We start from the raw sequence: 21,594 nt of genomic DNA on the forward strand, positions 1-21,594 counted from the left end.
TAGGAATGATAAGATACTGTCAGGCTAATTGCCTGACAGTAAAAAATTACAAGGATTTTCCTTGATAAGAGCTAATTTAATTATCTATTAAAATTTGATTAATAGCCTTCTCTTTGAATCACTTTGTCGTCTCCCACCAGGTCTATATAAGATTGAGGGATTGGGAAATACTCGTTCACACCTTCTGTAAATTTGGCATTGGTCAGGTGTGACCTTTTAGTTTTCTCCACCTCAATATATGTGTTGATGGTCTCTGAGGCAATTCCCCATCTTACCAGATCGAAAAAACGATGACCTTCCATAGCCAGCTCTAGCCTTCTTTCCAAACGAACCGCCTCAAGTGCAGCCTGTGCATCGGTCCAAGCCTCGGTGTAAAGTGCTATTTTATAATCGTCAGCAGGTGATGATTGATCCAGTGTCATTACATACTGGCTGTTTTGTGCACGCTCCCTAACTTCATTTACTATCGCTCTTGCACCTTCTAGATCATTCAAAGCCACTAAGGCTTCGGCTTTCCATAAAAGAAGATCAGCATAGCGAATAATGTAGTAGTTAAGGGCACTCACATATGGCCAGGTTTTTACTTGTAAATCCGAATTTACAGAAACAATTCTTTTCTTAGGGCTGAATGGTCCGTAAGTGGACAAATCTCTTGCCCAGGATGATTCATATAAAATATCCAAATCAAGATAAGGAATCTCTGGTCTGCCTACGGTATGGTCAAGTCTCGGATCTACAAAATCACCATCCGTCAGGTCCACATTGTCATTTACAGGTAAACCCTCCACATTGGTTTTATAAGCATTAATTAGATTTTGAGATGGTCTGTGGAATCCATATTGTGGATAAAAAGGTCCTCCTGGTGCAGACAAACGATCACCAATGCTTCCATTGTAGTTACTAGGCGCATCGTCATTTACGGTATGCTGTACAGCAAAAATAATTTCTGAACTGTTGTCATTTTCAGGAAGAAATACATCCCTGAAATTTGGAAGCAAGGCATATTTCTGGCTCTCAATTACTTCGTTAGTGGCGGCCAGAGCTTCATTCCATTTTTGCTGATATACGTAGCATTTTGCCAAATAAGCTTTTGCAGTAATTTTATTAGGACGTCCGGCTTCCTCCTGATCCATTGGCAGGTTGTCGTAGGCTACCTGAAAATTTTCCTCAATTTTACCCCATAATTCATCTGAAGAAAACTCCACATTTGAAGCGTAATAATCTTCAACCAGGGTTGCAGACTCATCAATATAGGGAATCTGGTTATAGATCCTTTTAAGTTCAAAATAATAATGCCCTCTTAAAAAACTCAATTCACCCAATCTTACCGGCTTTAAAGCAGGATCAAAAGCTGATGACTCATTTAAAAGTTGTATAGCTACATTGGTCCTTTTTACTCCTTCATAAAGTGCTGCCCATTTACGCTCTACATCGGTAATGGTTGCATAAATGTTAAAAATTTCCATCTGGTGAATTTGGTTCTGGTCACCAGTACCTCCACCTCCTTTGTAGGCATCATCTGACATAACATCACCAAAACTCCAGTTAGATGCCGGAGAGTTGAAAGCACTACTGGCCCCATCAAATTGCCCATTAAGTATACTGTATGCTGCAATTATAGCTCCTTCCACATTTTCAGGAGCTGTCATGTTATCCGGATCGATTTCACCATAAGGAGTTTCGTCCAAAAAGCTATCTGAACAAGAAGCAAAAAATAATGCTGCTGTTAGAAATATATATATGAATGATTTTTTCATTTTTCTGTTTGATTAGAAATTTTTATAAAAATTGATCTTCAGAATACCTACTAATTTTAGAATTTGACATTAAGTCCCATAGTAAAGGTTCTTGATGGAGGATAAATACCACGATCTATACCAATATCAAGGTTTCTGTTACTTGAAGAGTAGTTTTGAAGACCAAGTTCTGGAGACATTCCATCGTAACCTGTGATGGTAAATACGTTATTCACCTGTCCGTACAACCTTAAATCAAGTCCTTTCAGTTTATTTCCCGGGAAAGTATATCCCAACTGCAGGTTATAAAGCTTAAAATACGAACCATCCTCCACATAATAAGAAGATACTCTGATGTTGTTGTTAGGATCATCCAAACTCAAACGAGGGATTTCAGAACCGGGATTTTCAGGGGTCCAGGCATCAAGAACAGTTTCGCTTTTGTTATAAGCTGCCTGGTTAAAGAATTCCGTTTTATACTTTGTCAGGTTATAAATATCGTTTCCAAAAGAACCGTTGAATAGCATACCCAAATCAAATCCTTTATAATAAAAACTCATGTTCACACCAAGAATCAGGTCAGGATGAGGCGAACCAATAAATGTTCTGTCATCTGTATCCAGGTCTCCATCTCCGTCCACATCATTAAAAATAAGGTCTCCTGGCTGAGCATTTGGCTGTATTCCATGAGCGTCTACTTCGGTCTGGGTTTTAAAAATTCCTGCGGACTCATATCCATAGAAAGAGCCGATTGGCTGACCAACTGTTGATCTGGAAATTTCCTGACCAAAGTTCACTCCGTGTAAAGAAGAGCTGGGAATTCCCAGGTAAGACACTCCTTCTAATTCTGTTAACTCATTTTTATAAGCAGTAAGGTTAAATCCTACATTATAATTGAACTCATTTGAGTGACCCTTATAATTTACCGTCAATTCCAGACCACTGTTTTTCATTTGGCCACCGTTTGTCCAAGTTCCATCACTTGTTCCTCCATAAGTAAGTGGAATTGGAGTATACACCAGGATATCGTCAGTCACTTTATTGAAATATTCTGCGGTAATATCCAATTTGTTATCAAACAAACCTAAATCCAAACCAACACTTGTCTGAGTGGTCACCTCCCATTTTAGGTTAGGATTAGCCACTCTCGTTTGTACAAGACCTGTATAAACCGACTCTTGTGCGCCATCAATGGCATAATTGGAATAGGTAGCATTGTTTTGATAGCTAAACAAAGTAGAGTAAGATGGAACCTGCTGATTACCAGCATTACCCCAGCTGGCACGAAGTTTTAAAGAACTTACTGGAGCTACATCAAAAAAGGCCTCCTCGCTAATGATCCAGCCAGCAGAAAATGCAGGGAATGTTCCCCAATTGTTTTCGCTTAATCTGGAAGTACCATCTCTTCTTAAAGTAGCCGAGAACAGATATTTATCCAGAAAGCTATAATTAACTTTACCAAAAAATGATAATAATGACCAGTCGCTGGCACTACCAGAGTTTAATTGGTTGTCAGTACCGTTAGACAAGTACCAGAAATTTGGGTCTTCATACAAAAAGCTTTGTCTTGAAGCCGAAAAGCCTTCCCCATAATACTCAATAGATTCCTGTCCAATTAATACATCAAAATTATGATCCCCAAGATCTTTTTGGTAAGTCAATGTATTTGACCATGTGAACTGGTAATTAAATGAATTGCCTGTACTTAAGCTATTTATAGAACTTGTGGAGAAAACATTGTCGTCAATAGGACTGAAGTTCCTGTAATTGTTGCTATTAAAATCGATACCCAGGTTAGTTTTTAGCTTTAAATCCCCCAGATCAAGGCCAGCAAAAACATTTCCCAAAAGTCTGATTCTTTTATCCGTATGGTCTTTGCCTCTGTCAAGTCTTCTCATTGGATTGCCAATATCATTAATTGGATTTCCTGCGTAAACTCCATTGTTGTCTTTTACAGGTACAATTGACGGAAATTGAAAGGCATCGTAAGTGATACTACCCAGAGAAGAGTTGATCCCCACATCGGTGGTTCGGGAGTAGGTTCCTGAAAAATTTTCACCTATTTCAATCAGATCCTTTATCTTATAACTTGAGTTAAATCTGGCAGTAATTCTATCAAAACCAGTATGCTTAATTATCCCTTCCTGATTGTAATAACCAAGGCTAAATACGTGTCTGCCCGATTCATTTCCTTTAGAAACGGAAAGGTTATATGACTGAACAGTTGCCGGATTAAATATTTCCTGCACCCAATCTACATCTGCACTTGGTATCACCTGCCCATCATCCAGGAAACCCGGAATTACAGCCTGATTTGGATCATCTCCATAAATATCACTTGAAGGCGTACCTCCATCATTCTTGGTGGCCTGCCATAACATATCACCATATCCCTGAGCAGAAAGCATTTTTGGTAAATTATAGGCTTTTTGAACACCAGCATAGGCATCAAACTCGATTACACTTTCTTCGCTTCCTCCTTGTTTGGTAGTAATGACCACCACTCCATTTGCAGCCCTTGAACCGTAAATGGAAGCTGCTGCAGCATCTTTCAATACCTGAATGGATTCGATATCCTGAGGGTTAATGCTGTTCATACCATTTGACACCGGAATACCATCGATGATGTATAGCGGGTCATTATTGTTAATCGTACCATAACCTCTCACCCTTACAGTTACATTACCACCTGGTGCATTGTCGGTAAGCACCTGCACACCAGCCATTCTCCCATCAAGCATTTTATCTACACTTGATGTAGGAATTGATTTGATTTCCTCTGCATTTACAGTGGCAACCGAACCAGTTACATCACGTTTTTTCTGAGTGTTATAACCCATTACTACCAGTTCATCCAGTTGGGCAAAATCCTCCTCCAGGGCAACTTCAATAATACTTTGATTTTCAATGTTAACAATTGCTGTCTGGAAACCTGTGAATGAAACTGAGATTTCTTTGTAATTACTGGGAATAGTCAATTTAAACTTACCGTCCACATCGGTAATAGTACCAGTTGTAGTACCGACTACAATCACTGAAGCACCGGGAAGTGGCTCATTTGTGGATGCCTCAGTAACTTTACCTGTAATTGTTATTTCTTCCTGAAGTTCCTGGATAACCGGATTTTCCTTTTTGTTTCCTTCACGTTCTATCACATAAATATTGTTGTTTATCCTTTTAAAATTAAAAGCTGTTTGAGCAGCTATTTTTTCAAGGACTTCCCTCAAGCTTCTGTTTTTTACTTTGATCTTTATTAAATCGGCATGATTAGAAACTTTCAGGTTGTAGGCAAACTGAAAATCAGTCTCTTGCTCTATCTCATTTAAAACATTGGATAAAGTGGCTCCATTGATGTTCAATGAGATTTTTACCTCTTCGAGGCTTTGGCTGGACGAAGGATTAGCTATTATGAATTGAATAGCGATCACCTGTATAATGGATATAATTAATAATTGTCTTGACACAACCAGAAATAGGTTTTGTAAGTTAGATTTCATAATTTTATAAGATTAAGTCTACAATCGTTTTTTGCCCAAGTCTGATCTCTTGGGCGGATGATTTGGTCCAGAACTGTTGGCGCAGTTCTGGTTTTTTTTTTGTTCTCTACCTGGTAAAAAACAAAAGGCAATTCATAAGGTCATTTTTTATTCATAAGCATTTAGCAAAAATTAAATGAAAAAAATAGTTTCAGTTATTTATTGGTTTTACAACCTTTACCTGTAATGATTATCTGGTTTTTACCAGTGAACTCATAATCGAAATTGACCAATAGTTTCAGGCCGTCCAACACATTGATTAAGTTTTCATTTTTATAATTCGCCCTTACCAAACATTGGTTTGATAAATCATTTTTAAGGTCTAGTTCAATATTGTACCATCTCTCCAGTATAGTAATCACCCTGGCAAAAGGAACCATTTCAAAATAAAGCGTATTGCTTTTCCAGGCTAAATAAGGCCCAAGTTCTACATCCGTAACCGCAATGGATAAATCATGAGGGTTGAAACGGGCTTGTTGGTTTGGTTTTAACAATTCCCCCTGAACTACTTTAGAATCTAATCCGGATTGACTGTCTGTTATGGCCGGACTTACCCTCACTATTCCGGTAGCTACAGTAACTTCAACTGGGTTATCCCGAAAAGCTCTGATATTGAAAGAGGTACCTAGAACAGTCGTAAAAAGCCCGTTAGATTCTACCACGAAGGGTTTTTCAGGATTTTTTGTGACATTAAAAAATGCCTCTCCTTCCAGTTTTATCGATCTTGTACTGTCAGAAAAAATCTCGGGATAAGTAATTGAGCTGGTTGAATTCAAATTTACCATTGACCCATCGGGCAGGGTAAATTTTAGCTTTTGCCCTTTTTCCGCATGCCTGGTGATCATTTTTACCTCAGGAACGATGTCTTTTTCTTGCAGATAGCCCCTGAAAGCCCAACCAAATACAGCCAGCAAAATAATTGCTGCTGCAATTCGGGAAACTTGTAAATGACTTAATTTGAAGTTTAATGTCCTGTGTGTTCGGGGAATGCTCTTCTTAATCTGGGCATAAATATAGTCAGCATCTTTTTCCTTCAATTTGAAGTTATTTTTAGCCTCCCATTCCATTTCCATCAAAATCTCCATTTCCTCAGGAGAACCATATTGGTCGAAAAGGAAATATAATTCCTCAAGCTCCTCCTGGCTACATCCTCCGTTTAGTAATTTCGATTTTAAAAATTCTTTTCTACTGAATTTATCCACTTAATTAATGTCTTTTACCCTAATACAAATAAACAGGGTGAAGGGGTGAGTGGAAAAATTAAACATCACGGGAATTTAACCTGCAATTAATATTGCCATAACCAAAAGGAGTAAATCGGTAATGGGAGCAATATGAAGTTTAAGCGTTTTGAGTGCCAGCCTGAGATGAGTTTTGACTGAATTGATTGAAATACCCAGGTTATTCGCGATTTCCTGGTTGGAAAGGTGGTTATACCTGCTCAACATATAAACCTCCTTTTGCTGAGGGGTGAGTACATTTACCACTTTCTTTTCCATTTCCTTTATTTCAAGATAATTGAAGCTGTCTAATACATCGAGGCTGGAAAGACTGGCTTGTTCATCTTCCAAAATTTTGGAAGACATTTCATAAGACTTGCTATAATTCCTTTGTTGCTCTTTGATTAAGTTTTTTGAAATGGTATACAAATAAGCATTTAAGGATTTATTTTCATCAATTTTATGTCTGTTTTCCCACAGTTTAATAAAGGTCTCCTGAACAATATCCTTACTGAGATCTTCAGAAGCTAACATTTTAAAAGAAAAGCCATACAATTTATCCTTATACAATTCATAAATTTCTCCAAATGCAGAGAGTTCCCCTTTCTGTAGCCTCCCGGCTAATTTCTTAATTGATATTTTTGATGACATTTTCGTAAAAAAAGAGTTCCGTTTGACAAAATATCTGCTGCAAAAAACAACAATTAAGATTATTTTACCAGCCTTATTTTAATCAATAAATTGTTAAATCTTAGTACCAAATCCCCGCCTGTTGGTTAGTTTCCTGTTGAGTTAAAATAAAATTCTGGTAGGAAAAATCAATTTATCAGAAACTTTCACCCTGATCTTTACTAAACAGAAAACTTAAAATTTCCCCTTCTTAATAACTGCGATTATGAAGCACAAAGTTGAAGTGTACAGCTTGTTATTTATCCCAAAAATTATTCTTCGGATAACTTTAACCAAATGGTAACATCTTATTACACCTGAATTTAAAATCAGAATTAATCTTTGTGGACTGATGCTGGACTTGTTTTTTCATGAGGGTACTTTTCTTTCTTTTCATTTCCATTCAATTTCCCTGCTTTGCTCAAAGCTCAGTAAATTCTTCCGTCCTGAAAAAGGGAAATTTCTACAAGTTTTCAGTTTCCCAGAAAGGTATTTATAAGCTCGATTATCATTTTTTGAAAGCCGCAGGAATTCCAGTGGATGAGCTCAATCCTGAAACGATCAAAATTTACGGCAACCCCGGAGGAATGCTGCCCCAGCTTAACAGTGAAACAAGAATTGAGGATTTGCAGGAAATAGCCATCTTATTCCAGGGCAAGCAGACAAAAAAATTTGGCCCTCAGGATTATTTACTCATTCCCGCAAATGGGCCTGATCGCCAGGTTTATGATATTGAAAAAGGAGTTTTCCGTGTGGAAAATAATCTATATTCCAGAAAGAATTTCTTTTTCCTCACCTATGGTGGAAATAAAGGGAAAAGGGTTTTAAAGCAAGAAAAGATGGAAGCTGAAGAACTCCCAGTCATCGCCTATTACAATGACTATTTATATCATGAAATAAACGAAATTAACCTGCTCAGTTCGGGAAGAGAATGGTTTGGTGAAAAGTTTTCTGAAGAAGCGGGAAAGGAGAAAATCTTTGTCTGGAAAATTCCGGGAATTAATCGGGATAAACCACTGAAAATTGGTACAGAAGTACTTTCAAGGGCTTCCATCTCTACTGATTTTAGGCTTTCTGCCAATGGAACTGACATTGGAACGATTACTTTACAGGAAGTTCCTAAAACTACTTATGGGAATAAAGCTGTTTTAAAAAGTGCCGAATTTGAAATTAAGCCAACGGAAATTTTTGATGTGGAAAATCTCCATTTAAAATTTGAGTTCCTGGCTGGTAATGATGATGCGGAAAGCCATTTAAATTATTTTTGGATCAATTGTGAAAGGAAAATTTCGGTGGAAGAACCACACGTTTTTTTTAGATCCCTTGAAAGTCTGAATTTTCCTAAAGTAACTTATCAAATAGAAAATGTAGGCTCAAAGGCCAGAATCTGGGATATTACCAATCCTCAGGAAATCAAAGAAATTCCTTTTGACATCAAATTGGGGAAAGGGGAATTTGCCGACTTCTCGGATACAATTAAAGAATATGCAGTTTTTTATGATTCCGACTTAACTTCTCCCAAATTTGAAGGCAGGGTAGACAATCAAAATCTGCATGGCCTTTCCACTCCGGATTTTTTAATTATTACCGTGGATAGCCTGAAGGCATCTGCCTTAAAATTAGCCGGGCACCGAAAATCTCATGATCAATTGGAGACTGAAGTAGTGGTAGTGGATCAAATTTATAATGAGTTTTCCTCTGGAAGAAAAGATGTAACAGCCATTCGCGATTTTATCCGAATGTTGTACAAAAGAGGCGAAAATCACACCTTAAAATATGTGTTGCTATTTGGCAAAACCACCTTCGATCCACTTGGCATTCGGGATTCAGTCCACAATCAAATTCCCATCTATCAATCTTACAATTCTATTCATGCCATCCACAGTTTTTCCTCTGATGACTATTTTACTTTTATGGAAGAGGAGGAAGGAAATTGGGAAGAAACAACTTCTTATGGAAATAAAATACATGATATGGATTTGGGTATTGGAAGAATTCCCGTATCAACCAAAGTGGAGGCAGCTAATATCGTGGAAAAAATTATTCATTACGATCAGGCCGTTTGTTTGGGAGGCTGGCGTAACAAACTGGCTTTTGTAGCCGATGATAGTGACGAGAATAAACATCAGCTACGGTCGGATTATTTAGCTACCGAAATAGAACAGGTATACCCCGATTTTATTCCCGATCGGGTTTTTGTAGATGCTTTTCCTCAGGAAGCAACCAGAACCGGAAAAATTTCACCGCTGGGACAGGAAAAAGTTGATTATCATATTGGAAATGGGGTATTGATTATGGATTATATTGGCCATGGGGCAGAAACCGGCTGGACCAATGAAAAAATTCTGACACTGGGCCAGATCAGTGGATGGAACAATCTCAATAATTTGCCACTAATGGTCACAGCTACCTGCGAATTTGGAAGATTTGATGATTGGAAAAGGAAATCGGCTGCCGAAGAAGCCCTCCTTAAAAAAGATGGTGGAGCCATTGGCTTACTTACCACCACCCGACCAGTTATTTCCAATACCAATTTCGACCTGAGCCAGGCTTTCTATCAGGTAGTGTTCGAAAAAAAAGATGGGGAATTCCCAAGACTTGGTGATATCTTCATGGATACCAAAAACAATAGTATTTCAGGTAATGTGAATAGAAATTTTGCCCTTTTGGCCGATCCTTCCATTACATTAGCGATCCCTTCTAACAAAGTAAATATCCACAAAATTGATCATATCGAAATCAACCATACAGATACCCTGGTTCCGGGAAAACGACTTTTAGTAGAGGGTAAAATTGCCGATTTAGAAAATAAAAGCCAAAAGCGATTCGAAGGTCGATTGATGATTACCATCTATGGTGAAAAAACTGAGGTCACCACATTGGGTGATGATGGACCCAAAACAAAAATGACTTATGAAAACCGGCAGAATATAATTTACAATGGTTCTTCTACCATTTCCAAAGGGGAATTCAGTTTTGAATTAATCCTTCCACAAACCCATAAAAAAACACATTCAAAAATTTTCATGAGCCTTTATGCCCTGGATAGCCTGCACAATTCGGATGCAATGGGAACCTACCAAAATTTTATTTTAGGACCTAAATCAAATGCTCAGCCCGGGAATATAAAAGATACAATTCCTCCGGAAATCAGCCTTTATCTGGACAATGAATTATTCCAGTCGGGTGGAGATACAGGCCCCACTCCTATCTTACTGGCTAATTTTAATGATGAAAGCGGAATCAATACCAATGCAGGGATAAAGGTATTGATTGATGATAATGAAAGTGAAGCGCTGGATTTAAGCAGGTATTACCAATCGGAGGTCAATGATTTTACCACAGGTGCTCTTGCTTATCAGCTGCAACCCATGGATTTAGGACTTCATTCCTTAACCCTTGTGGCCAGTGATAATTTCAATAATGAGACAAATGTGGAAATTTTTTTCAATGTAGTGGATGGTATTATTTCCATTTTGGAAAATTTGATTGTTCATCCTAACCCTTCCCACGATTCAGTAAACTTTAGCTTCCCGGTAAGTGAACTTCAGGAAGATTTTAGGGTTTCAGTGAAAATAATGGACGCAGAAGGCATTTTGGTGAAAGAAATCATGGGTAATTATTCCAGGGAAAGTGCTGACATTCAATCTATCCGCTGGGATGGACTTGACAATTATGGGAATAGATTTGCTTCTGGCACTTATTTTTACGAAATCTATATTGATTACCAAGAATCCGGGAGGAATGATATTTCGAAGGGGAAATTTATCCTGTTAAATTAAAATATAGTTTTTTTGAAAACAGAAAATTGCGTTAATATGGCAGAAAAGGATAACTTTTTCGATTTTATTAATGGCCTTTCACACAAAACTTCAATACTAAAATATAAGCAAAGCAAGATGATTTAGCTTTCGCCCCTTTTTCCAGTCGATGAAAAAGGGGTATAAAAATTATTGAACTGATTTTAATTTGTTTTCAAGAATGATGAAAGGAATTCCATTTTTTACCCAGGTATCCACATAATTTCCTTTGGGAATCACTTCGAATGCCAGTGATCCCAAAATAATATCTAAATCTCCATCCTGATCAATATCACCGGTATCCATAACCATCCACCTGCCGGATTTCACCTCACTGAAAGATTTTTCAGCAAACTGAAAGTTCCCAGAATTTTCTGCATAAATAAAGGATTCTTCCTGTTGATTTTCAAAATCCGGAAAAAAGGAAATGGCTGCTAAATCCAAATCTCCATCCTGATCAAAATCTTTCAGCGCAACTTTGTATGCCCCATTAAGTTGGAAAAAGAATTTCTGCTCCAATTTAAAATCTCCCTTATTTTCGAAAAGGTATATTCCATGGTAAGCCTTCAGTTGAGGTTTGTAATCAGCATTATCTCCACAGGTATATAATATATCTTTGTCACCATCCTGGTCAAAATCTATCAATTCAAAGTAACTGGAGCCATAGGTTGGGGGGAAACCTATAAGTTTATTCTCTTTAAAAGTATCATTTCCCTGATTTATAAATACTGAAATTCCTTCATTGCCCTGGCCAAAAAGCACTATCACATCCAGCAGTCCATCCCTGTTAAAATCGATTATTTCACTTTTTATACTTCCGGCCTGTTCCAACAAAGGATGGCGTTCAAAAGAACCATTTGGCATTCCTTTCCACCAATACAATCCGCCTGTCCATTTGGCATATTCACAAATTACCAAATCCATGATGCCATCATTATTGAGATCAGTATCAATAGCATGAACAGGTCTTTGCAAATGATCAATGATTTTTTTGGGCCTTTCCGTAGGACTTAATGGGAGTTTCATTAGGAATCCCGAAGGATTATCAGTGGGAGAAAATGAACCCATCACCGTAATTAAAAGATCATTATCTCTTTCAATTAAATTGACTGCCCCTTCCTTTACATTTGCCATTTTTTCTAATTTACCATCGGCAGAAAACTGGTAAATTTTTTTGGTATGGGCATCACCTATCACATACCCTCCTTCTTTTAAAATTTTCACCAGGGTAGTTCCCGGAGGGGAAAGTTTAAAATCCGGAATTTTAGTCTCAAAAATCGGAAGGCCTGTTTCTATTTCCCTTTCTCTCTGATTTTCAATCTGTAAAGGAGCATTTTCCAGATAATACTGTTTTATTCTCTCCCAATCGGATTTTTCAATTTTTGGTGTTTCAGGAAAAATATTTCGATTTTCTACCAATGCTCCACCTTTCCCGCTTTCTATCAATGCTTTTCTTTCATTAGAAGTTTCGTAAATACCAAGCATGTAGCCCATTCGGGGCAACACATAATCTTTCCAGGAGCTTTTAATCAATAATTCTGGCTGGGGAAATACATGGCAACTATTGCAATACTGGCGGGCAATTTTTTCTCCTTCCCCATTTTTTACCTCATCTTCATGGGATGGATGCTGGATACAACTCGTCACTAATAGCGTCATGCAAAACAATAGAAAATTTTCGGTAATTAGGCTTCTCCTCATAATGCTTTGAATAACAAAAAAGACAAAGGAGGTAAAAACCACCTTTGTCTTCAAGAAATTAATAAAACTCAATTAAATATTATTTCAATAAGAATCTAAAGGTTTTCAGGTCATTGTATCCAGAATTCACCTTCAAAATATAGAGGCCTTTATCCAGATTCATTTTTCCAAAAGGAATAGAAATTACTGTATTACCCACTATTTCACTTTTGGCATCCTGAAATAACACCCTTCCTTCAAGACTGAAAATGCTATATTTTACTGAAGTCTTTTCCTTATTGGCAATGGCAATATTCAATTGATCTGTCACAGGGTTTGGATAAATAGAGATATCTCCCAAACTTCCGACAGTCGGATTGACTGCTATTTTTGAAGAGGCACCACTCTCGAATGTAACCATAATACTTCTGGTTTCACCCATAGCACCATCCTTCATTACAGGAGTTGCAGAAATTTTATAATCCCCTGCAGAAGGAGTCCAAACATAATAATCACCATTTTTATCACCAAATAATGCATAAGGCTTTACAATTTCAACCCTGTGTTTTGGATTGGTATTTAACCCAAACATTACCTCTTTAACATTTTCAAAATCTGCCCTGATATTTACATTTGAAGTACCAATTTCATCCAGACTAATTACCTCACCATCCATTAGCTTTTTAATATCCTCATTAGAATCGGAATTTACTAAAGTAAAAATAGAAGGCGCTTTTGATTGTATAATCTCAAATGTAATGCTTAATGGCGTGCCCATATCTCCCTTTCCGGCCGCTTCAGTATATGGTGTTGCGGTCATGGTATACGTACCAATTTTTGGCATCCAGTCTTCATAATCTCCATTAGTATCTCCGAAAGCTGCATATGGAAAGACATTCTCCAATCTTGTATAACTACCTGTTTCAATTTTTACACTGCCGGTAGTTTCTGGAATGGCATTGGCTCTAAAATTAATTTTCATTGTTCCAATCTCGTATAGATCGATTGTATCGCCATCCTTTACTTCCCCAATATCTTCATTAGTCATGCTGTTAACAAGCGTGAAACTTGTGATGCCAAACTCAGGTTCGCTTTCGGGGATTAATACCATATCAATTACATGAGCCACACCATTCAATGCCATTACATCAGCAGGGTCAATTTTAGCTTCATTCACTTTAACAATCCCATCCATAATGCTGATTTTTACATTCGAAGTTTCAAGGGTTTGAATTTCCTGGCCATCTTCAAGATCGCCAGACATGGTAATACCGGGAACAACATGGTAAAGTAAGATCGGAGTTAAATCATCCAAGGAAATATCTTCAATGCCCTCTACATCCAGAGCTTCAAACAAAGCTTCAAAAGCTGAATTCACTGGAGTAAAAACAGTTAATATGTCTTCATTAAGGGCATCTTCTAAGCCCACTTTTATGACAGCTTCTTCCAAAATACTGAAATTTGAATCAGCCTTTACCAATTCCCAAAGTGTAGGTTTAGCCGGAGCTTCACCAATGCCATAAATAGAAGTTGTACCACTCACCTCATTGGCTACTACTAATAATGGGGCTCCGGTAGGGCTGTTTTCAGCACTAATAAATTCTAATCCTTCAGGAGCTAAATCACCAGCTTCAGGAGTTTCGGCATCCGCAGAAAAATCCCTGTTGTTGGTATAAGATACAAATGCCACATTTTCAGGGTCAGAGATATCGTACACCATAATGCCCCCTACTCTTTCCAAACCAATAAAAGCGTAGGTTTTACCATTGATTTCACCAATGGCGATTCCTTCTGGTTCAGGGCCTTTATTGTCACTTCTGTTATCAAATTCATTATCATCATTACTGGCATTGAAAAAATCAGGATTTTCCATTTTAATGATTTGTTCAAAATCATCCCCGGAATCATAAACCTGATTTCCATAAGCATCCCAGATAGAAAATGACCTGCTACCAAAGGCAAAAATTTGATCATAGTCACCATCTCCATCGATATCTCCATTTTCGGTAGTCGATACCAGTCTGCCTAATTTCTCATCTGCTTTTAGTTCTGCAGCATTTGGAAAAGCCACAGGATCAAGCACATAATCTTCATCTCCTACTTTTATTTCTTCCGAAAAGAAATCATAATCTCTTCCATCGCCTTCATTGGCAGTTACATAATAAGTATTACCACCAGCAGAAAAAGAAGAAATACCATCTGGCATATACATGCCAAATATTGGCCAGTTCTGGATATTGATTGCATCATCTTTATCGCTGGCGTCCAGTGCATTGTTTTTTCCTTCAAATTTGATTATACCTAATCCAATGGTAGATAGTTCAGGACCGGCAAGCCCAAAATCATTGTCATTCAGCACTGCTAAGTTGCCACCAGGCAATAGCGCCAGTCCTTCCGGCTTATCACTGGGAAGATATCCCAAGGTTGGCAGGTTCAACACTTTCATTTTATTCACAGGCATAATCCCGGCTGCTACCATTTCATCCGGTGTATGTGCTTCAAGCGTTTTGCCTGTAATTCCTTCTATATCCATTTCAAGGATATTTGTAGCCATTCTGAAATCTACCTCAAAAATATATTTTTTATTCAGTGGATCATTTCCTGAATCTCTTTCCAGCGTGAAGAATTTACCTGTAGAAGGATCGTAAACTGCATCACCCATTTTATCTACATTACCTAATCTAAAAGAAGGCTTTTCCAAAATATAAACATATTCGGCTACCGCCTCACCAGTTTCAGGATTGATACCGATCACTCTTATCATTCCGGATTGATCTCCTGTAGATCGGTCCGGATTGGAAAGTGGTGTTTGGATAAAGGCGTATAAAATTCCCTTATCAGTATCCAAAGCCATGGCTTCAAATCCTCTGTTTGGTCTTCTGTTAATCAATTCAGCAGGAAGTGTTTCTTTACCATAAGTTCCGGCTGCAGAATCAGCCAGGGCAGCTGTACCTTCAGGCACAAATCTGTCAATTAATATTCCATCAGGGGCAAAATGATAAATGGCAGGCCTGTACTCATCTACCATCCAGTAAGAACCGTCAGTTGGGCTAATCACTATTCCCTCCAAATCAGCTCCGTATTTGTCGTAAGGCAGTTTTTTGAAGTAATTTCCTTCCGCATCCATGTAGTCACCATCATCACCATCAATGGGCTGGGCAGGTATCTCATCCGCACCAGGGATATTGGGAAGCCCGCTTATCGGGGTCACGCCATCAGGTCTGGTCAGGTCAATTTTTTCAGTAATTTCAATGTTTCCTGATTTGTCAAGTGTAAATTTAATTACCTGTGCCTGATATTCGGGAATGAGAAATGGTCTTACTGTAACCGGTTTTTTAAGGTTGGCTAAATCTCCTACTTCAACCGGGTCACCATTAGGCCCTCTGTCCGGAACAGTTACAAATGCATACTTTCCATCTTCTGTCATTCCTTCGAAGAATAATCCTGACAATCCACCAAACAAAATATTCCTTTCAGCATCTAAAGGGGGTTCGTTAAACTCGTACACATCCAATTTAGGTTGGGCTTTGCTATGATCTTTATAACCCATTGGCAGGATATCCTTAATAGTAGCTGAGGCAATTTCCAGGACACCAAATGCATTATTTTCCTGTAAGGTAATAAAGGCAGTTGAACCTTCAGGAGAAATGGAGATACCTTCGGGTTCTACATCGTTGGCCGTCATATTTCCCTTAAAAATTCTTACACCTCTTGCTCTTAATGCTTCTTCCTGACCATTAAATTCCTTGAAATCGGCTGTAACCACCTCAAATGTAGCTGTGCTGATGATACTTACAGAACCTTCAGGGTCAACTGAACCATCGTCTGCAGGCTCACCCTCATTTGCGACTAAAACTTTAGTACCATCTTCCATGAAAATTAGCATGTCTGGCAAAGCGCCAACTTCCACTATTGCCACTACTGAATCAGTATTTGAAGCACTAAAAAATACAACCTTTCCATTTTCAGTTCCTAATTCAACGGTCACCCCTACCAATCCATTTTTTGTAGCGATACTTGTGATTCCTCCATCGGGAACGGCATCTTCTACATCGAATGAAGAAATTAAGGTGGGGTTTGCAGGATCAGACAAATCAAGCATATCTATCATTCCCGTACCTCCATTGGTTACGAAAAGCCTTTTGGTAGCTGGATCGTAAGCGGGAATTTCTGCTCCACCATCATCAAATATACCTGTCTGGTAAGTTCCAAGAAGGTTTAGTTCCTGGGCATTGGCTGCAACTGTGGAAAATAATAAAAGCAAAAAAAGGTTTTTTAACCTTTTGAAAAAAGTAATGTTTTTTGGCATGGACATAATTATTGGAGTTGAAAAAAAACTGAAAATTCCCTTTCTGAAAAGGGAGGGAATTTCAATCGGATTCAAAAAATTGACTGCTTAAAATTCACAATCAGATGCTTAAACAATGTTAATCGTCTATTATCATTTGATTAATGTTAGCACGTTATTATGAACAAAATATTTTTAGTTGAAATATACTTAAGTACCTGTACTTTTTAATATTGAGAAACTACATCTCACTTTCAACAATTTATGGCAAATTATAAGCTAGTTATTTCAGTCCAACGACTTAATACTCCCCCCCGATTACCCTGTCATTCAATTTTAGGTTTTCGGGAAATTTGGGTAGGACCTGAGGAATAGTTGTCATATTTGTGGTATCACTTAAGGCATTCATAAATGCTACCAACTCCGCTTTTTCCTTATCACTGAGCCCTAATTCGTCTTCAGGAAGCGTCTGGTTTGGGACATCTAATCCTAAACCAATTCCCCCTCCATTATTATAAAAATCAACCACTTCTTCCAGTGTTTCATAAACTCCATTGTGCATGTATGGTGCAGTAAGGGCAATGTTTCTAACCGTTGGGGTTTTGAATGAGTGCTCAAAAATACTGGCTCTTTCTTTTAAAACGCCATTATACCGACCCATATCAGGATCAATTTGGGTGTGGGTGGTGGAAGTGTCTGCTGGAACTCCAAGCACTTCGGTTTCTGATTCATGGTATTTTGGAGGAACTGTTCCATTGAAAACCGGTGCAAAATGACAGGTACCACAGGCAGCCTTCCCCATAAAAAGGTTGAAGCCATTTTTCACAGCAGGGTCAAGTTCACTAATTTCCCCTCTCACATACTGATCGAAAGGAGAATTAAACCCTGACAAAGAAATGACATAGGCAGCAAGGGCCTGAGAAATGGTGTGTTTCTGAATGCCCTCAAGTTCCTGTTGAGGAAATGCCTCGTTGAACTTCGCTTTGTATTCTTCACTTTGCGATAATTTTTCTATGAGTCGTATAAAATCAGTTTGGAATTCCTGATGAGATGTAATCACGTGCTCTATCTGGTTTTCCAACACATCTGTGCGAAAATCATAGAAGTACCGGTCGGCATAAACCGCATTGATAAGGGTTGGACTATTTCGTTTTACAGTTCCTTCAAAGCCTGTGGCCGTACTTTTTTTCATACCATCGGTGAAGGCTAATTCAGGCTGATGGCAGGAAGCACAGGCTCTTTCATTGGTATTGGAAAGAATTGGGTCGAAAAATAAAGTTTTTCCCAAATCGATTATCTCGGGAGTATAATCCTTTTTCCTGAGAAGAGAATAGTAAAACGGATTTAAGAAGTCATTGGCAAAAATTGAATTTGCATTATAATTCACGCTATGCTCCAGGTTAAGGTTAGAAGTTTCGTAGTAAGTTTCTATTCCAAGTTTCCGATGAGCTTCAAGCACAAGTGCAAATAAAGGATTGAGGTATATTTTGAGAAAATGTAAACGATCGAAGGACTCAAACGTATTGTTTTGATTTAAATATGCTCTAGCTCCGCTGAATTTTTGGGAAAGTTTTTCCGGCAATTCAGGAGCTTTGCTGGCAATTAAAGGATGATAAGTTTTAAGCGCTTTTTCGCAAGAATTAAGGGCAGTTTCCACCTCATTGATTGCCAGACTGGTTTCAGGTGAATCAAACCCGGAAAGTCCCAGGGTAAAAATTCGTATAATTTCAAACCGAACCGCTTCAAATATAAGCCTGTCCGTAATTAAATATTTTCGATTATATTTTTCCAAAATTCCGGCATTTTTTTCAAGGCTGGAAGTAAGGTTTTTTAATCGAACTTTTTCCTCAAAAGCCTCATCACTAAAAATAATTTCTTCGAGTACCTGCAAACCTTCTGGTTCTAGAATACTCAGGCTTGGAGAATTTCGCTCCAGGCTTTTTAAAGGCGGGCCATTAATATAATCTTTCACAAATTCAGGATCGAGCTTTTCAGCCAGAAACTCGATTTGCTTAAATCTTTGCCTGGTTAAAATTAATTGATCCCGGAGATCAGAAAGATGAGAAGAATCTGTGGAAAATAATCCGGCTATTTGGTTGAGTTGTTCAGTTTCAGATTTAAATTTTTCCAAATCTGCATAATATCGATTGGAAATTATAGCGACCGGTGTTTGGTCGGAATCATCAGTTTGGGTAAAAGAAGACAGGTAAAATGTCCCCGTAAAAATTAAAATCGTTAGCAAAGAAAATTGAAATGTTCTCATGAAGTTTAGCTTTTTGGCATAGGCCAGAACAGTAATTAAGGGAAAAAAGGGCCACGAAAATACATGACCCTTTTGTAGAAGAATGGAAAAATTACTTCTTGATAAACTTTAAGGATTTTGTTCCTTCCTGGTTCTGAAGTTTCGCTTTGATGATATACAATCCTGCGGCAAGATCAGAAACATCCATAGATTTTACATTTCTGATCACTTTTAACCTTTTACCATTAGAAGTATAAATAGCTGCATCAATTACGGTATTAAACTCTAAGGTTTGAGAAACAGGATTTGGGAAAATGCTGAATCCGTCAGCTTCAGATACAAAAGAATCTTCTTCTTCCAAAGCAGTGATTGCACCATCCCATCCAGTGATCGCGTAAGTTAAAGAGTGATTATATGGGAATGGGTTTTCGTCAGATGGGTGCTGTGAATTCACCAACATAGTTTTTCCATCTGAAGTCATGATGGCTCCGGTAACTTCTGCACCAACTGGTACGATAGAAATTCTGGTTAAATCTTCTGTAGTTGGGTTTTCAATAGACATTGGTAATAGGTAAAGCTCGCAAGTTCTGTTGCTTACACCTGCAGGCACTCTACCATTTGAAGTACCATTGAGGTCTTCATTGATAATCATATATTTTTTACCTTGTAATGTAAAAACAGAAAGACCATCAGGATTAGATAAATGTTTGAATGGGTAAACTCCAGCTTCCGGAGATTCTTCAAAGTAAGGTCCACCTTCAAGGTAGGTTTCTACTTTTCCTGTAGCAGGATCAAATTCAATAACCCTTCCGTAGTAATCATTAAATCCACCTTTCATTACAAAATCGATTACCTGATCATCTGGCTTATCTACCATTGCAGGATGTCTCATTCTTACCGGCTTCAACCAGTGGTAATCTAATACACCTCCTAAAGCAGCTCCATTTTCAAATCTGCTTCCAATGCCATCTCTACCAGTTTCAGTGATATAAACTTTTTCTCCGTCAGTAGCCACCCACTCTAGTCTATTGAACATGGTAGCTCCTTTTGCTAAAGCTTCTTCTGTGAAATTCAACATTTCCTCAAGGCTTTCGTTGTCCATTTCTACCCATGGATCACCAGCATTGTCATGCTTGTAAACATAAGTTTTACCTTTTGTAAAGTCACCGGCTACGTCAGCCACAAATTTTGTAAATAAACCCGGAGTAGCATCCGCTCCAGTATAAACTGTTTTATTGTCAGGCATAACAGCACCACCTTCAAATGGTTGTCTTCCCCAGTTGTATTGCTTTCTAACCGCTTTTGCTTCTCTTGGGTCGATTTCAACCATATAGTTGAAATTCTCATATTTTTTAATGCTTTGTCCATTAAAATCACCAACAATATCAGTATCAATTGTCCAGTCTGCAGTATCTCTGGTATCCCCAAGGCTACTGTTGCCTGATCTGAACCATTCCTCAGCAGTCCAGATTCTACCAGTTGGGCCTACAATACCACCACAGTTCATTCCTGTTTCTCCTACGGTGTTTACAAAATCAACATTAAAAAATTTACCAGTTCTTCCATCAGATAAGGTTTGTTCAACTACTTCCAGTTCATCCGTAACTGGAGCTCTTCTGATTTTGAAAACGGTCATTCCACCACCATCACCAATACTGTCATTGGCCTGAACCATTTCGTGGTTTACAGAAACCCATCCAAGATCATCAGAAGTAGTATCTTCAGTGAATCCAATGAAGTCATGCCATTCTTTAGCTAATGCCTGGCCAGCTTCATTTCCATAAGTGGCAGTGGTCTGAACGATGTCAGTTCCTCCTATGAAAATAATTTGTTTTTTTAAAGGGGATGCAGGCATCACTACTTCTGTAGGAGTCCATGCAGTGTCTATTTCCACATCAAAAAAGAACTGGCAAAAACCAGCTGAAGCTGTGAAAAAAGTTAAGGAGATTAATAGAAAAAATCTTTTCATTTTGGTTTGTTATGAAGATTGAAAAAATAAATTTTTAACTCCTCTAAATAAGTATGTGAATATTACCCCATAATTGCATCCTCTTGAACGATGTTATAAAATATTGTGAAGGAAATTAAAATTTGAAATAGAATAAAAAATAAGTAATATTAATTAATACTTTAAAAATATTTGTATATATAAGAATACTTGCTTATCTAAATTTTGTTTGGAATCAATCTAATTAAATATAGTAATAAAGTGTTCAAACATTTAAAATTGGGGCAATCATAAGTTCTAAAAATATTGACATTAACTTCATTCCATTTATTTTGCCTGGAAGAATTAAACCTTCTATTTTATAAGATCAATCCTTTAATTTCTTTTCAATTGGTCACCTGAATTCCTTTAAAAATGAATATGGGGTAAAAATTCCAGGGCCATTTATTTTCTATTAAGATTTATTTTTACCTGA

General features: G+C 37.8%; 9 protein-coding genes. 1 reads left to right on the plus strand and 8 read right to left on the minus strand.

Annotated features, from left to right (window positions below; genetic code table 11):
• Nucleotides 1–98 precede the first annotated feature (98 nt).
• The 4 genes from A3EM_RS0136715 to A3EM_RS0136730 form a co-directional block, all read right to left on the minus strand.
• Nucleotides 99–1,757 (minus strand): RagB/SusD family nutrient uptake outer membrane protein, encoded by a 1,659-nt coding sequence (locus A3EM_RS0136715; RefSeq protein WP_020533240.1) that lies wholly within the window; start codon nt 1,755–1,757, stop codon nt 99–101.
• Between the two features lie 56 nt (nt 1,758–1,813).
• Nucleotides 1,814–5,233: a SusC/RagA family TonB-linked outer membrane protein gene (locus A3EM_RS0136720; protein ID WP_020533241.1), complete on the minus strand. Its 3,420-nt coding sequence runs from the start codon at nt 5,231–5,233 to the stop codon at nt 1,814–1,816.
• A 194-nt stretch (nt 5,234–5,427) separates the two neighbouring features.
• A complete protein-coding gene (locus A3EM_RS0136725) occupies nt 5,428–6,474 on the minus strand; it encodes a FecR family protein (RefSeq protein ID WP_020533242.1) in 1,047 nt (348 codons plus the stop codon).
• A gap of 75 nt (nt 6,475–6,549) precedes the next feature.
• Nucleotides 6,550–7,143: an RNA polymerase sigma-70 factor gene (locus A3EM_RS0136730; RefSeq protein ID WP_020533243.1), complete on the minus strand. Its 594-nt coding sequence runs from the start codon at nt 7,141–7,143 to the stop codon at nt 6,550–6,552.
• Nucleotides 7,144–7,532: 389 nt separating this feature from the next.
• Between A3EM_RS0136730 and porU the strand changes: the two genes are divergently transcribed.
• On the plus strand, nt 7,533–10,943 hold the full coding sequence (gene porU, locus A3EM_RS0136735) for a type IX secretion system sortase PorU (RefSeq protein ID WP_020533244.1): 3,411 nt from the start codon (nt 7,533–7,535) through the stop codon (nt 10,941–10,943).
• A 168-nt stretch (nt 10,944–11,111) separates the two neighbouring features.
• On the opposite strand, the gene A3EM_RS44790 is transcribed toward porU, so the two are convergent.
• The 4 genes from A3EM_RS44790 to A3EM_RS0136760 all read right to left on the minus strand — a co-directional run bounded on the left by A3EM_RS44790 (nt 11,112) and on the right by A3EM_RS0136760 (nt 21,140).
• Nucleotides 11,112–12,662 (minus strand): FG-GAP repeat domain-containing protein, encoded by a 1,551-nt coding sequence (locus A3EM_RS44790; RefSeq protein ID WP_044240874.1) that lies wholly within the window; start codon nt 12,660–12,662, stop codon nt 11,112–11,114.
• Nucleotides 12,663–12,741: 79 nt separating this feature from the next.
• Nucleotides 12,742–16,905 (minus strand): choice-of-anchor I family protein, encoded by a 4,164-nt coding sequence (locus A3EM_RS44795; protein WP_211212040.1) that lies wholly within the window; start codon nt 16,903–16,905, stop codon nt 12,742–12,744.
• Between the two features lie 325 nt (nt 16,906–17,230).
• A complete protein-coding gene (locus A3EM_RS44800) occupies nt 17,231–19,192 on the minus strand; it encodes a cytochrome-c peroxidase (RefSeq protein WP_020533248.1) in 1,962 nt (653 codons plus the stop codon).
• Nucleotides 19,193–19,283: 91 nt separating this feature from the next.
• Nucleotides 19,284–21,140, minus strand: coding sequence for an alkaline phosphatase PhoX (locus A3EM_RS0136760; RefSeq protein WP_020533249.1), 1,857 nt, complete (start codon nt 21,138–21,140; stop codon nt 19,284–19,286).
• Nucleotides 21,141–21,594: the final 454 nt, after the last annotated feature.

This window comes from Flexithrix dorotheae DSM 6795 (assembly GCF_000379765.1).
GTDB lineage: Bacteria > Bacteroidota > Bacteroidia > Cytophagales > Flammeovirgaceae > Flexithrix > Flexithrix dorotheae.